General features: G+C 74.6%; 11 protein-coding genes. 4 read left to right on the top strand and 7 right to left on the bottom strand.

Annotated elements, in window-relative coordinates; all coding sequences use genetic code 11:
• Nucleotides 1-4 precede the first annotated feature (4 nt).
• Nucleotides 5-952, bottom strand: coding sequence for a LysR family transcriptional regulator (locus tag ACFVZH_RS34895; protein WP_384903828.1), 948 nt, complete (start codon nucleotides 950-952; stop codon nucleotides 5-7).
• Nucleotides 953-1,054: 102 nt separating this feature from the next.
• Here ACFVZH_RS34895 and ACFVZH_RS34890 point away from each other — a divergent pair, with 102 nt between their 5' ends.
• The gene (locus ACFVZH_RS34890; protein ID WP_384903826.1) at nucleotides 1,055-2,254 is read left to right on the top strand and encodes a cysteine desulfurase-like protein; all 1,200 of its coding nucleotides are present in this window, start codon (nucleotides 1,055-1,057) and stop codon (nucleotides 2,252-2,254) included.
• Nucleotides 2,255-2,265: 11 nt separating this feature from the next.
• Here the strand turns inward: ACFVZH_RS34890 and ACFVZH_RS34885 are convergent, their stop codons facing one another.
• Nucleotides 2,266-3,351: an amidohydrolase family protein gene (locus tag ACFVZH_RS34885; RefSeq protein WP_384903824.1), complete on the bottom strand. Its 1,086-nt coding sequence runs from the start codon at nucleotides 3,349-3,351 to the stop codon at nucleotides 2,266-2,268.
• A 51-nt stretch (nucleotides 3,352-3,402) separates the two neighbouring features.
• Nucleotides 3,403-4,953: an FG-GAP repeat protein gene (locus ACFVZH_RS34880; RefSeq protein WP_384903822.1), complete on the bottom strand. Its 1,551-nt coding sequence runs from the start codon at nucleotides 4,951-4,953 to the stop codon at nucleotides 3,403-3,405.
• A 237-nt stretch (nucleotides 4,954-5,190) separates the two neighbouring features.
• Here ACFVZH_RS34880 and ACFVZH_RS34875 point away from each other — a divergent pair, with 237 nt between their 5' ends.
• The gene (locus ACFVZH_RS34875) at nucleotides 5,191-6,294 is read left to right on the top strand and encodes a pyridoxal-phosphate-dependent aminotransferase family protein (RefSeq protein ID WP_384903852.1); all 1,104 of its coding nucleotides are present in this window, start codon (nucleotides 5,191-5,193) and stop codon (nucleotides 6,292-6,294) included.
• A 69-nt stretch (nucleotides 6,295-6,363) separates the two neighbouring features.
• Here the strand turns inward: ACFVZH_RS34875 and ACFVZH_RS34870 are convergent, their stop codons facing one another.
• A complete protein-coding gene (locus ACFVZH_RS34870) occupies nucleotides 6,364-7,431 on the bottom strand; it encodes an alkene reductase (RefSeq protein WP_384903820.1) in 1,068 nt (355 codons plus the stop codon).
• Nucleotides 7,432-7,563: 132 nt separating this feature from the next.
• On the opposite strand from ACFVZH_RS34870, the gene ACFVZH_RS34865 reads away from it, so the two are divergent.
• The gene (locus ACFVZH_RS34865) at nucleotides 7,564-8,073 is read left to right on the top strand and encodes a MarR family winged helix-turn-helix transcriptional regulator (protein WP_384903818.1); all 510 of its coding nucleotides are present in this window, start codon (nucleotides 7,564-7,566) and stop codon (nucleotides 8,071-8,073) included.
• A 211-nt stretch (nucleotides 8,074-8,284) separates the two neighbouring features.
• Here the strand turns inward: ACFVZH_RS34865 and ACFVZH_RS34860 are convergent, their stop codons facing one another.
• From ACFVZH_RS34860 to ACFVZH_RS34850, 3 genes are all read right to left on the bottom strand, one after another.
• Nucleotides 8,285-9,343 carry an aminotransferase class V-fold PLP-dependent enzyme gene (locus ACFVZH_RS34860; RefSeq protein WP_384903816.1) on the bottom strand — a complete coding sequence of 353 codons (1,059 nt, stop codon included), beginning with the start codon at nucleotides 9,341-9,343 and terminating at the stop codon, nucleotides 8,285-8,287.
• 90 nt (nucleotides 9,344-9,433) lie between these two features.
• Nucleotides 9,434-10,141 (bottom strand): DsbA family oxidoreductase, encoded by a 708-nt coding sequence (locus ACFVZH_RS34855; protein ID WP_384903815.1) that lies wholly within the window; start codon nucleotides 10,139-10,141, stop codon nucleotides 9,434-9,436.
• Between the two features lie 90 nt (nucleotides 10,142-10,231).
• Nucleotides 10,232-11,272 carry a GlxA family transcriptional regulator gene (locus ACFVZH_RS34850; RefSeq protein WP_384903813.1) on the bottom strand — a complete coding sequence of 347 codons (1,041 nt, stop codon included), beginning with the start codon at nucleotides 11,270-11,272 and terminating at the stop codon, nucleotides 10,232-10,234.
• 70 nt (nucleotides 11,273-11,342) lie between these two features.
• On the opposite strand from ACFVZH_RS34850, the gene ACFVZH_RS34845 reads away from it, so the two are divergent.
• Nucleotides 11,343-12,722, top strand: coding sequence for an MFS transporter (locus ACFVZH_RS34845; RefSeq protein WP_384903812.1), 1,380 nt, complete (start codon nucleotides 11,343-11,345; stop codon nucleotides 12,720-12,722).
• The last annotated feature ends 1 nt before the right edge of the window (nucleotide 12,723 follow it).

Here is a 12,723-nt window from a genome sequence, read left to right as displayed (position 1 = left end):
CGCCTTAGCCGTCCTGATCCCGGGCGCTCCGGGGCCGGACGCCTCGCAGCGCCTCCGTCAGCAGCGTGACCAGCTCGTCGACGACCCGGGGCCGGATGCCGGGGCGGCTCACGGCGAGGATCTCCCGGTGGAGCGGCGGGGCATCGGGGGGCAGGGTCACCCGCCGGACGCCGGCCTCGCCCGGTGCGCCGCCCAGGAGGGTCGCCGGGATCAGACCCACCGCGAGACCGGCGCGGATCATGGCGAGCATGCTGTGGAGGTCCTCGGTCTCCAGCGTGACCCGGGGTGCGATGCCGAGTTCTCCGGCCCAGCGGTGCAGCAGGCGCCGGTCGGCGTTGTGGGCATGGCCCGAGATCCACTCCTTCTCCAGGCAGTCGGCCAGTGCGACCGGGCCGCCGCCCGGTTCGGCGGCCGCGACGACGACGAGCGGCTCGCGGCCGAGGGACGTGACGGTCCACTCCTCGGAGGGGGCCGGCGGGTCCTCGGGCAGATAGCGGTAGGCGATGAGCAGGTCCATGTCGCCCGACCTCACCTTGGGCAGTCCCCTGTCCGTCTCCACGTCGATGAGGCGGATCCGGGAGCCGTGGCCCCGGTCCTTGAGGGTGGACAGGACACCGGGGAGCAGGTGGCTCATCGCGCTGGGGTAGGTGCCGACGCGCAGTTCGGCGATCTCGCGGCGGGCGATCCCGTCGGCGGCGTCCCGGAACCGGGCGGTCGCGTCGAAGAGGGTCTCGGCCGCCCGGGCGAGGGAGCGGCCGGCCGCCGTCAGGATCAGCCGGCTGCCGGGGCGGCGGACGAGCAGCTCGACGCCCAGGTCGCGTTCGAGCGCGGCGACGTGCTGGGAGACGGCGGACGGTACGTAGCCGAGCGCCGTCGCGGCCTCGGCCATGGAGCCGTGACGCACCACGGCCAGGAAGGTGGCCAGGAGCTTCAGATCCGGCTGGGACTTCATGATCCGTGAACTCTCTCTTCGTGATTCATCGCTGTACGTGTCGGGCCGCAGGTGTCAGATTTCAGGTACCCCTGGCGCGCCGCCCGACAGAAAGCCGAGGCCATGGCCATCGACCTCACCGCCCTCCGGGCCCACTTCCCCTCCCTCGACACCGGCCTCGCGTTCTTCGACGGCCCCGGCGGGACCCAGACGCCCCGCCCGGTCGCCGACGCCATCGCCGCGACGCTGACCGGTCCGCTGTCCAACCGGGGGGCGGTCAGCCCCTCCGAGCGGAACGCGGCACACGCCGTCGAGGACTTCCGCGACGCCTGCGCGGACCTGCTGAACATGCCCGCCGAGGGCGTCGTCCACGGCCGCAGCGCCACCCAGCTCACGTACGACTTCTCCCGCCATCTGGCCAAGGACTGGAGGGCGGGCGACGAGATCGTCCTGAGCCGGCTCGACCACGACTCCAACGTCCGCCCGTGGATCCAGGCGGCCGAGCGCGCCGGGGTGACGGTCCGCTGGATCGAGATCGACGCCGGGACCACGGAGCTCGACCTCGACTCGTACGAGCGGGCCCTCTCCCCGCGGACCCGGCTGGTGGCGGTCACGGCGGCCTCGAACGTGCTGGGCACCAAGCCGCCCGTCCGCCGGATCGCCGACCGGGCCCACGAGCTCGGTGCGCTGGTGTACGTGGACGGGGTGCACTACACCGCGCACCACCTGGTGGACGTGCCGGCCCTCGGCGCGGACCTGTTCGTCTGCTCGCCGTACAAGTTCCTCGGACCGCACTGCGGAGTGCTCGCCGGGGCGCCCGAACTCCTCGAAACGCTGCGCCCGGACAAACTGCTCCCCTCCCCCGACAACGTGCCGGAGCGCTTCGAGTTCGGCACGCTGCCGTACGAGATCCTGGCGGGCGTCACGGCCGCCGTGGACTTCCTCGCCGCGATGGACCCGGGCGCGGGGAGCACCCGCAGGGAACGCCTCGCGCACTCGCTCGGCTCCCTGCACCGGCACGAGCAGGCACTGCGCGCACGGCTGGAGGGCGGACTGGCGGCTCTCGGCGACGCCGTCACCGTCCACTCGAAGGCCGCCGACCGCACCCCCACCCTCCTGATGGCCTTCGAAGGCCGCGACGCCCGCGAGGCCCAGGTCCACCTCGCCTCGCGGAACGTGGTGGCCCCCGCGGGATCGTTCTACGCCCACGAACCCTTCACCGCGCTGAAGCTGGAGGACCCCGCCCTGAGGCTGGGCCTGGCGCCGTACACCACCGCCGACGACGTGGACCGGGTCCTCGAAGGTCTCGCCGCCTTCCTCTGACCCGTACGGGCTCAGCCGATCACGCGGCCGTTGACGACGACCCGGCGCGGTGCCGCGAGGACGCGGACGTCCGCGCGCGGGTCCTCGCCGTAGACGACGAGGTCGGCCGGGGCGCCCTCCTCCAGGGAGGGGCGGCCGAGCCAGGCCCTGGCGCGCCAGGCGGTGGCGGCGAGCGCGTCGACCGGGGGGATGCCGGCCCGGGTCAGCTCCTCGACCTCCTCGGCGACGAGACCGTGGGCGAGGGAGCCGCCCGCGTCGGTGCCGACGAAGACGGGGACGCCTGCGTCGTAGGCGGCGCGGACGGTGTCGTAGCGCCGCTCGTGGAGTCGGCGCATATGGGCCGACCAGCGGGGGAACTTCTCCTGGCCGCCGTCGGCGAGGTGCGGGAAGGTCGCGATGTTGACCAGCGTCGGCACGATCGCGACGCCCCGCTCGGCGAAGAGCGGGATGGTGTCCTCGGTGAGGCCGGTGGCGTGCTCGATGCAGTCGATGCCCGCCTCGACGAGGTCGCGGAGCGAGTCCTCGGCGAAGCAGTGGGCGGTGACGCGGGCGCCGAGCCGGTGCGCCTCGGCGATGGCGGCCTCCACCTCGGGCCGCGGCCAGCAGGCGGTGAGGTCGCCGGCCTCGCGGTCGATCCAGTCGCCGACGAGCTTGACCCAGCCGTCGCCCCGGCGGGCCTCCCCGCCGACGTACGCGACGAGGTCGGCGGGCTCGATCTCGTGGGCGTAGTTGCGGATGTAGCGGCGGGTGCGGGCGATGTGCCGCCCGGCGCGGATGACCTTCGGCAGGTCCTCGCGGTCGTCGATCCAGCGGGTGTCGGAGGGCGAACCGGCGTCCCGGATCAGCAGGGTGCCGGCGTCCCGGTCGGTGAGGGCCTGCTTCTCGCTGGTGGCGTCGTCGACGGGGCCGTGCCGGTCGAGGCCGACGTGGCAGTGGGCGTCGACGAGCCCGGGGAGCGCCCAGCCCTCGACGGTCACCGCCTCGGCGGCGGGCCGGTCGAAGGTGATCCGCCCGCCGACGCACCACAGTTCGTCGCGTACGTCCTCCGGGCCGACGAGCACCCGCCCCTTCACGTGCAGCACCGCGTGATCGTTCATGCCTGCACTGTACGAGGGCGGGTGCCCCGGCCGGGAGCCCGGTTCACCGGCTCACTCGTCGATCGCGGCCCCGTAGCGACCGTCGAGGTAGGGGCCGCGGAAGGAGGCGACTCCGTAGCTCCACGAGCCGGTCGCGGTGAGCCCGCGCGAACCGGCCGGGAGGACGAGGACGTGCCCGTCCCCGGTGTTCTCCCCGGGGGCGGCGGCGAGCAGGCCGAAGCGGCCGTCGGCGTCCGGGTCGACGAGCCGGACCTGGCCGCCGAACAGGTCGCCGCGCTCCACGGCACCCGGGACGGCGGGCGAGTCCTGCGTCCAGGAGAGGGCGCCGGTGCCGGTCAGCCCCCTGGCGGTGCCGCGCAGGACGGTGACCATGCCCGCGTCGGCGACGGTGCCGACGTCCTCGCCGGGGGCGCCGATCGCGAGGTCGGCCCTGCCGTCGCGGTCGGTGTCGCCGAGGGAGAGGTCGGAGCCCCAGCCGTCACCGCGCTCGGCGGCGCCCGGGACCCCGGGCGAGTCCTGGGTCCACCACTGCGGCGGGGTGCCGACGCCGGTGGCGCCCGCGGGGCCGTCCGGGCCGCCGCGGTAGACGCCGACGAGACCGCCGGTCATGGTGTCGCCGCCGTCGTCGGGGCTGTGCGGCTCGGCGGTCACGAGGTCGTCGTAGCCGTCGCCGTCCAGGTCGCCGGAGGCGGTGACCGGGCCGCCGCGCAGCTCGCGCCGGTAGACGAGGGAGTCGGCCTGTCCCGCGAGGTACCAGGACCAGCCGTGGCCGGGTTCGGCCCCGGTGGTGACCCCGCTGATCACCAGGTCGGCGAAGCCGTTGCGGTCGTAGTCGCCGGTGGTGACGGACCTGGCGGCGATGTCGCGGGGCGGCGGCGGCTCCTCGGCGGTGCGCGCCGGGGTCCCGCCGAGGGCGGCGCGGCCGAGCTGCTCGGCGTGGTGCGCGCGGCGGTCGGCGGCCCCGCGGGCCTCGCCGGGGCGGGCGGCCGCGCCGCCGAACCGGTGCCATTCCGCGTACCGGCGGTCGAGGACGATCAGCTGGTCGCCCGCGGTCTCGGCGGTGAACCGGGCGGCGGCGAAGGCGGAGCCGAAGCGGGCCCCGGCCGCCGGGCCGAGCAGGCTGTCGAGCCAGCGGCTGTCGGGGCCGACGAGGCCGTGCGGGGAGCCCCAGAGGACGACGGCGCCGCCCGCGTCGGCGACGGTGCCGATGTCCTCGCCGGGGGCGCCGACGACGGCGTCGTCGTAGCCGTCGCCGTCCAGGTCGCCGGTGGCGACGGCGGCGCCGAAGGAGTCGCCTGTCTCGGCGGCTCCGGGCACCCCGGCGGTGTCCTGGCTGATGATCGTCGCGGCGCGGGTGTCGATGCCGTCCGGCGAGCCGTACTGGACGGTGACGAGGCCGGCGCCGCGCCTGCCGCCGACGGTGGCGCCGGGGGCGCCGACGAGGACGTCGTCGAAGCCGTCTCCGTCGAAGTCGTGGTTGCGGTCGTCGGCGCGGGTGCCGCCGGGCACCCCGGCCCAGGCGGTGGGGGCGGTCGCGATCCCCGCGCCGGTGAGAAGGAGGAGCGTCGCCGCGGCGAGGGCGGCGGAACGGTGCTTGCGCATGGAGCGGCTCCTGGGTCGGAGGGTTCCGGGCGGCTGCGGGGGTGTGCCGGACGGGGCCCGTGCCCGGTCCGTCGTCCTGTTGGACACGCGATGCCCGAAGACGGTTGCACGGCGGAGAAGATCCCTTTTGGGGTTTTTCGGGAAGGTGGGTCCCGGGGGCCCGCCGGGGGCCGCTCGGTACGCTGGCCCGGAGCTCCACCCGCACCGCACCGAGTCGAAGAAGGCACCGCCGTGACCGTGACACATCCGCTCCTGGACCTGGCCCCGCTGACCGCCGCGCATTTCGCGTCGATCGAGCGGCGGGTGGCCGCGCTGCTCTCCACGGAGCAGGACGTGGTGATCACCCAGGGCGAGGCGCTGCTCCCCCTGGAGGGGTGCATCCGGAGCGGGGCGCGGGCCGGTTCGACCGCGCTGAACATCGTCACCGGTCCGTACGGGCAGACCTTCGGCAACTGGCTGCGGGACTGCGGGGCGATCGTGGTCGACCTGGAGGTGCCGTTCCACACGGCGGTGACGGCGGCTCAGGTGGAGCAGGCGCTCGCCGCGCACCCGGAGATCGACTTCGTGTCGCTGGTGCACGCGGAGGCGGCGACCGGCAACACCAACCCGGTGGCGGAGATCGGTGAGGTCGTGCGGGCGCACGGCGCGCTGTTCTACCTGGACGCGGTGGCGTCGATCGGCGCGGAGCCGGTGCTGCCGGACGCGTGGGGCGTGGACATGTGCATCATCGGCGCGCAGAAGGCGATGGGCGGGCCGGCGGGTGTGTCGGCGGTATCGGTGAGCGCGCGGGCGTGGGAGCGGTTCGCCGCCAACCCGGCCGCGCCGCGCCGCTCGTACCTCTCCCTCCTGGACTGGAAGGAGCGCTGGATCGACGGCGGCCGGAAGGCGCTGCTGCACGCGCCGGCGCAGCTGGAGATGCTGGCTCTCGAGGCGTGCGTGGAGCGGATCGAGGCGGAGGGTCTGGACGCGCTGATGGCGCGCCACGCCTCGGCGGCGGCCGCGACCCGGGCGGGCGCGCTGGCGCTGGGCGGCGGCCTGGAGCCGTACGTGTACGAGGCGGCGGACGCGGCCCCGGTGGCGACGACGCTGCGCGTGCCGGCCGGCGCGGACGCCTCCGAGCTGGTGGCGAAGGCCCTGGCGGCCGATCCGTCGCTGCCGCTGATCGCGGGCGGCGGAGCGCTGGCCAAGGAGATGATCCGGGTCAACCACTACGGGGTGGACGCGACGCCGGGCGCCGTGCAGTCCTCGCTGGCCGCGCTCGGCGCGGCGCTCGGCGAGTCGGGCCGGACGGTGGACCTGGAGGGCGCGCGCCGGGCGGTCACCGAAGCCTGGAGCCAGTAGCGCCGGTCGGTACGGGTGAGGGGGGCGGGGTCCGGGGCCGGGCCGCCGCCCCCTCTCGCGTCCCCGGGGCTACAGCGCGGGGTAGTCGATGTAGCCGCGGTCGCCGCCGGCGTACATGGTGGCGCTGTCCAGGGTGTTGTAGGGGCCGTCGTGCCGCAGGCGGGCGGGCAGGTCGGGGTTGGCGATGAACAGCCTGCCGTACGCGACGAGGTCGGTGACGCCGTCCTCGATCAGGGCGAGGGACGCCGCGTCGGTCTCCCCTTCGGTGGCCGGGTTGAGGATGAAGGTGCCGGCGAACCGCTTGCGCAGGTCGAGGACGAGCGGGCGGCGTTCGGGGGCGGTCTCCAGGACGTGGAGGTAGGCGATGCCGACGGGCTCGATCGCGGTGAGCAGGGCGGTGTAGAGCTCGTCGGTGTCGGTCTCGCTGATGTCGTTGAGCGTGTTGGCCGGGGAGATGCGCAGGCCGGTGCGCTCGGGGCCGATCTCGGCGGCGACGGCCCTGACGACCTCGACGGCGAAGCGGATGCGGTTCTCGACGGAGCCGCCCCACTCGTCGGTGCGGTGGTTGGAGCCGGAGGCGAGGAACTGCTGGATCAGGTAGCCGTTGGCGCCGTGGATCTCGACGCCGTCGAAGCCGGCCTCGACGGCGTTGCGGGCGGCGGAGGCGAAGCCGGCGACCGCCTCGCGCACCTGGTCGCCGGTGAGTTCGCGCGGGGGCAGGAAGCCCTTGGGGCCCTCGTGGGTGTAGACCTGGCCGGCGGCGGCGACGGGCGAGGGTCCGACCGGGTGGAGGTCGCCGTCGAGGATGTCGGGGTGGCCGATCCGGCCGGAGTGCATCAGCTGGGCGAAGATCCGTCCGCCGCGTTCGTGCACGGCGGTGGTGACCTCGCGCCAGGCGGCGATCTGCTCGCGGCTGTGCAGGCCGGGGGTGTTGGGGTAGCCCTGGCCCTCGGCGACCGGGTGGACGCCTTCGCTGATGATGAGGCCGGCGGAGGCGCGCTGAGCGTAGTACTCGGCGACGGCGGCCGTGGGGGTGGCGTCCTGGCCGTTCGCGCGGCTGCGGGTCATGGGGGCCATCGCGATGCGGTTGGCGAGGCGGGTTCCGGCGAGGTCGATCGGGTCGAATGCAGTGGTCACGGCTGTCCCTCACAAGATTATGTGGTCGGCCAACTAATGGGGCCGATGCCACTGTAACCCATTTACTTGGCCGACCAAGGGAATCTGCGGGTCAAGGTAATCTGGGGAGCAGAGCCGTCCCGAGGAGCCCCCATGTCAGGAACCGACCCCGTCTGTAGCGAGTCGGTGCCCTCCGCCGCCCGCGGCGGCCCCGTCGGCATCGCCCTGGCGAAGGTGGCCAGGATGCACCGGATCGCCGCCGGACGGCGACTCAAGGAACTCGACCTCTACCCGGGCCAGGAGATGATGATGATGCGGCTCTGGGACTGCGGGCCGGTCCGGCAGTCCGAGCTGATCCAGTCCCTGGGCCTCGACGCCTCGACGGTGACCAAGATGCTCCAGCGCCTGGAGCAGTGCGGCCACGTCCGCCGCAGCCCGGACCCGGCCGACCGCCGCGCGGTCCTGGTCGAGCCGACCGACGACGGACAGGCGCTGCGCGCCGGCGTCGAGGGCATGTGGTCGGAGCTGGAGCGCGTCTCGCTCGACGGGCTCGGCCCGGCCGACCGCGCCGAACTGGCCCGGCTGCTCCACCTCGTGGCGGACAACCTCCGCGAGGAGGCCGAGGACGCGGCCGAGTGCCCGGGCGCGCCGGACCGCTGCTGAGCGGCGGCGGTCCGGGCGGACGCACGCAGCCCGGACTCCGCTGAACCCGGACGGCGCTGAGCCCGGAGCGCGTTGAACCCGGCCGGTGTCGAGCCCGGACCGCGCCCCACCCGACCGCGCCGAACCCGACCGCGTTGAATCCGGACCGCGCCGAACCCGGCCGCGTTGAGCCCGGACCCGGCCGCGTTGAGCCCGGACCCGGTCGGCCCGCTCAGCCCGCCAGGACCTCCAGGGCGCGGTCCACGTCCGCCGCCGTGTTGTACAGGTGGAAGGAGGCCCGGAGGTTGCCCGCGCGGGCCGAGAGCAGGATGCCGGCCTCCCGCAGCGCGGCCGCGCGGTCGCCGAGGCCGGGGACCGCGACGACCGTCGAGTCGTCCGCGACCGGCGCGTGGCCGAGGGCCAGGAGCCCGGAGCGGAAACGGGCCGCGAGTCCCTTGTCGTGGGCCTCGATCCGCTCGATGCCGATCTCCTCCAGGAGGGCGAGCGAGCGGGCCGCCCCGTGGTACGAGAAGAAGGCCGCGGGCTCGTCGAAGCGGCGTGCGGTGCGGGCCAGTTCACGGACCGGGCCGTAGCTGTTCACCCACAGCTCCTCGCCCGAGACCCAGTTGGCGTGGATCGCGAGGAGCGAGTCCTGCGCCTCCTCGGTGACGGTGAGGAAGGACGCGCCGCGGGGGCAGAGCAGGTACTTGTAGCCGGCGGCGACCGTGTAGTCCCAGTCCCCCGCGTGCAGCGGCAGCCAGCCGGCCGACTGGGTGGCGTCCAGGAGCGTCCGGGCGCCGTGGGCGGCCGCCGCCTCCCGTACCGCCGCGAGGTCGGCCGTCCGGCCGTCCGCCGACTGCACGGCGGAGAACGCGACGAGCGCCGTCCCGGGGCGGACGGACTCGGCGAGCCGCTCCAGCGGCACGAACCGGGTCTTGAGGTCGCCGCGGATGGTGAAGGGGGTGATGACGGAGGAGAATTCGCCCTCGGGGAAGAGGATCTCCGCGCCCGAGGGCATCGACTGGGCGATCATTCCGCAGTGCACGGCGACGGAGCTGCCGACGGCCACCCGGTCGGGGGCGACGTGCGCGATCCGGCCGTAGGAGGCGCGGGCCTCGTCGACGATCGCGAAGCTGCCGGCGCCGTCCGGACGGCCGTCGGCGCTCTCCTCGGCGAGGAGCGTGACGGCCTCGATGGTCCGGCGGGGCAGCAGGCCGCAGGCGGAGGTGTTCAGATACGTCTTCTTGGGCGCGAACTCGGCGCCGCCGAGCGGCTGGTCAAGGGTCTCCATGCCCCCACCCTGGATTCCCCACGATCACCCGTCAATGGCGATTCGACCGTGGGGACATCCAAGACGCGCTTATCTCCGCAGGTCAGAGGGTTACACCTGCGGAACCTCGCAGGCGCCGTCCGGGCCGCAGACCTCCGCGTCGGCACCGACCGGCTGGAGTACCCGGCCCTGCCACGCCTGCTCCAGGGCCTGGGTGAAGACCTCGGCGGGCTGGCCGCCGGAGATGCCGTAGCGGCGGTCGAGGACGAAGAACGGCACGCCGTTGGCACCGAGTTCGGCGGCCTCGCGCTCGTCCTCCCGTACCGCTTCGGCGTAGGCGGAGTCGTCGGCGAGGACGGCCCGGACCTCGGTCTCGTCGAGACCGGCCTCGACGCCCAGCGCCACCAGGGTCCCGGTGTCGAAGACGGAGCGCTCCTCGGCGAAGTGGGCGCGGTAGGCCAGGTCGAGCAGCTCGCTCTGGCGGCCGCGGGCCTTGGCGAGGTGGAGCAGCCGGTGGATGTCGAAGGTGTTGCCGTGGTCGCGGCCCTCGGTGAGGTAGTCGAGGCCCTCGGAGTGCGCGTTGGAGGCGACGTGCGCCTCCATGGCGCGGGCCTCGTCGAGGGTGCGGCCGTACTTCTTCGCCAGCATCTCCAGGACGGGGGCGCGGTCGCCCTTGGGGCTGTGGGGGTCGAGCTCGAAGGAGCGGTGCACGACCTCGACGTCGTCGCGGTGGGCGAAGGCCGCGAGCCCCTTCTCGAAGCGGGCCTTGCCGATGTAGCACCAGGGGCAGGCGATGTCGCTCCAGATCTCGACGCGCATGTGACTTCTCTCCGAGGGTTGCCGATGAGGGGTGTGCCGGTGGGTGTTCCGGTGGGTGTTCCGTGACGGGAACGTGCCGACCGGCCCCGTTCATTCCGTTTCCGGCCCCGGTGTGACCCGGAGCACCAGGGGATCGCCGGTGGCGGGGCCGCCGGAGACGCCCCCGCCACCGGTCAGGCGGCTGAAGGTGGAGCGGTAGGCGCTCGGGGTCAGGCCCGTGCGGCGCAGGAGGTGCTGACGCAGGGAGTCGGCCGTGCCGAGGCCGCCGGCGCGGGCCACCGCGTCCATGGGGAGCGAGGTGGTCTCCAGGAGTTCCTTGGCCCGTTCGACGCGCTGGTGCAGCAGCCACTGGAGGGGGCTGACGCCGGTCTCGGCGTGGAAGCGGCGCGACAGGGTGCGGACGGAGACCCCGGCGTGCCGGGCGAGGTCGGCGAGGCCGAGCGGTTCGTCGAGGTGTTCCATCGCCCACGCGCGCGTGTCGGCGAAGGACACCCCTCGCTCGGGCGGCAGCGGGGTCTGGGTGAACTGGGTCTGGCCGCCGGGCCGTACGGGTGCGACGAGGGCCAGCCGGGCGACCGTGTTGGCGACGGCGGCGCCGTAGTCGGTGCGGATGACGTGCAGGCAGAGGTCGATCCCCGCCGCGTACCCGGAGGAGGTGAGCACGGGACCGTCCTGGACGAACAGCACGTCGTCCTGGAGGTCGACGGTCGGGTGGCGGGCGGCGAGCAGCGGGCTGTACGCCCAGTACGTCGTCGCCGCCCTGCCGTCGAGCAGCCCGGCCTCGGCGAGCGCGAAGGCCCCGGTGCAGATGGAGGCGATCCGGCTGCCCGCCCCGGCGGCGGCGCGCAGCGCGTCGAGGACGCGGGGGTCGGGGTCGGTGTACGAGCCGCTGCCGGCGAGGACCACGGTGTCGGCGCCGGCGACGGCGTCGAGGCCGTGCGGGACGACCAGGTCGAGGCCGCCGGTGGTGGTGACGGGGCCGGGGTCGGGGGCGCAGATGACGGTCTCGTATCCGGGGCAGCCGTCGATCTCGACCTTGCCGAACAGCATCTCGGGGATGGCCAGGTTGAACATCGAGACGGGCGGGGCGGCGATCACGGCGACGCGCCGGACGCGGGAATCCACGGGCATGGCCAGAACCTCCGGGCATATGGCATTCAGGCCACTACTGTACGTCCCCGCCGGTCGCGAGGCTGGGGGCATGTCCTCAACAGACCTCGCGGGGAACCCCGTTGCCGCCCCCTCCCCCGTCCCTGCGCCGGGTCGTCCCGGCTCCCCCGGCACCGCCCTGGCCGCCGCGATGCTCGGCTTCGCCCTCATCACCCTCGACACTTCGGTCGTCAACGTCGCCCTGCCCGCGATCGGCGCCGACCTGCGGGCCGGGATGTCCGGCCTCCAGTGGGTGGTCGACTCGTACACGCTGGTCTTCGCCGCACTGCTGCTCTCCAGCGGGGCGCTCGCCGACCGGGTGGGGGCGAGCCGGGCGTACGGGGCGGGGGTCGTCGTCTTCACGCTCGCCTCGGCCGCCTGCGGCCTCGCCCCCGGCCTTCCGGCCCTGCTCGCGGCCCGTGCGGTGCAGGGCGCGGCGGCGGCCGTGATGCTGCCCGCCTCGCTCGCCCTCGTACGGGAGGCGTACGGCGATCCGGGGCGGCGGGCCCGCGCGGTGTCGCTGTGGGCGGCGGGCGGCACGCTCGCGGTGGCGCTGGGCCCGGTCGCGGGCGGGGCGCTGACCACGGCCTGGAGCTGGCGGGGCATCTTCTCCGTCAACCTCCCGCTCGGGCTTCTCGCCCTCGTCCTGCTGACCCGGGTGGCGCGCTCGGAGCGCCGGCCCGCGCCGTTCGACCTGCCGGGGCAGCTGACGGCGATGACGGCGCTCGGGGCGCTGACGTTCGCCGCCATCGAGGGCGGCGGGGAGGCCCGGTGGGCGCTGGGGACCGCGGTGGCCGCCTTCGCCGCGTTCCTGCTGATCGAGGCGCGGCGGCGGCACCCGATGGTCCCCCTCGGGCTCTTCCGGAACCCGACGGTGGCGGTCGCGGTGGCGGCGGGCTCGGCGAACAGCGTCGCCTTCTACGGCATGGTCTTCGTCTTCGGCCTCTTCTTCCAGCAGGTGCTGGGCCTGTCTGCGCTCGGCGCGGGGCTGATGTTCCTGCCGATGACGGGGCTGCTCGCCGGGGTGAACGTCCTCTCGGCGAAGGTGGCCGCGCGGTACGGGGCCCGGCTGCCGGTGGTCCTCGGCCAGGCGGTCGCCGTCGCCGGCCTCCTCGGCCTGCTCACCGTGGACGCGGATTCCTCACGGGCGGCGCAGGCCCTGCTCCTCGTGCCCCTCGCCCTCGGGGCCGGCTTCTCGCTGCCGCCGCTGATCGCCGCGATGATGGAGGCAGTCCCGGCGGAGCGCGCGGGCACGGCGGCGGGGCTGCTGAACGCGATCCGCCAGACGGCGGGCGCCCTCGCGATCGCCGTCTTCGGCTCCCTCGCGGCGCGGGACATGGCGACGGCCCTGCGCACGAGTCTGCTGATCAGCGCCGGCCTCCTCGCCCTGACGACGCTGGCCTCGCTGCGTCTGCCGCGCGGCCGCGGGTGAC

It is taken from the genome of Streptomyces sp. NPDC059534 (assembly GCF_042743475.1).
In the GTDB taxonomy this organism is placed as follows: domain Bacteria; phylum Actinomycetota; class Actinomycetes; order Streptomycetales; family Streptomycetaceae; genus Streptomyces.
The sequence above is the reverse complement of the archived record's forward strand: the minus strand, read 5'-3'. Positions and strand labels throughout refer to the sequence as shown.

Excerpts from the sequence above, each read along its gene's own strand:
- ACFVZH_RS34895 (WP_384903828.1), bottom strand. The coding sequence starts at position 952 with ATGAAGTCCCAGCCGGATCTGAAGCTCCTGGCCACCTTCCTGGCCGTG.
- ACFVZH_RS34890 (WP_384903826.1), top strand. The coding sequence starts at position 1,055 with ATGGCCATCGACCTCACCGCCCTCCGGGCCCACTTCCCCTCCCTCGAC.
- ACFVZH_RS34885 (WP_384903824.1), bottom strand. The coding sequence starts at position 3,351 with ATGAACGATCACGCGGTGCTGCACGTGAAGGGGCGGGTGCTCGTCGGC.
- ACFVZH_RS34880 (WP_384903822.1), bottom strand. The coding sequence starts at position 4,953 with ATGCGCAAGCACCGTTCCGCCGCCCTCGCCGCGGCGACGCTCCTCCTT.
- ACFVZH_RS34865 (WP_384903818.1), top strand. The coding sequence starts at position 7,564 with ATGTCAGGAACCGACCCCGTCTGTAGCGAGTCGGTGCCCTCCGCCGCC.
- ACFVZH_RS34860 (WP_384903816.1), bottom strand. The coding sequence starts at position 9,343 with ATGGAGACCCTTGACCAGCCGCTCGGCGGCGCCGAGTTCGCGCCCAAG.
- ACFVZH_RS34855 (WP_384903815.1), bottom strand. The coding sequence starts at position 10,141 with ATGCGCGTCGAGATCTGGAGCGACATCGCCTGCCCCTGGTGCTACATC.
- ACFVZH_RS34850 (WP_384903813.1), bottom strand. The coding sequence starts at position 11,272 with ATGCCCGTGGATTCCCGCGTCCGGCGCGTCGCCGTGATCGCCGCCCCG.
- ACFVZH_RS34845 (WP_384903812.1), top strand. The coding sequence starts at position 11,343 with ATGTCCTCAACAGACCTCGCGGGGAACCCCGTTGCCGCCCCCTCCCCC.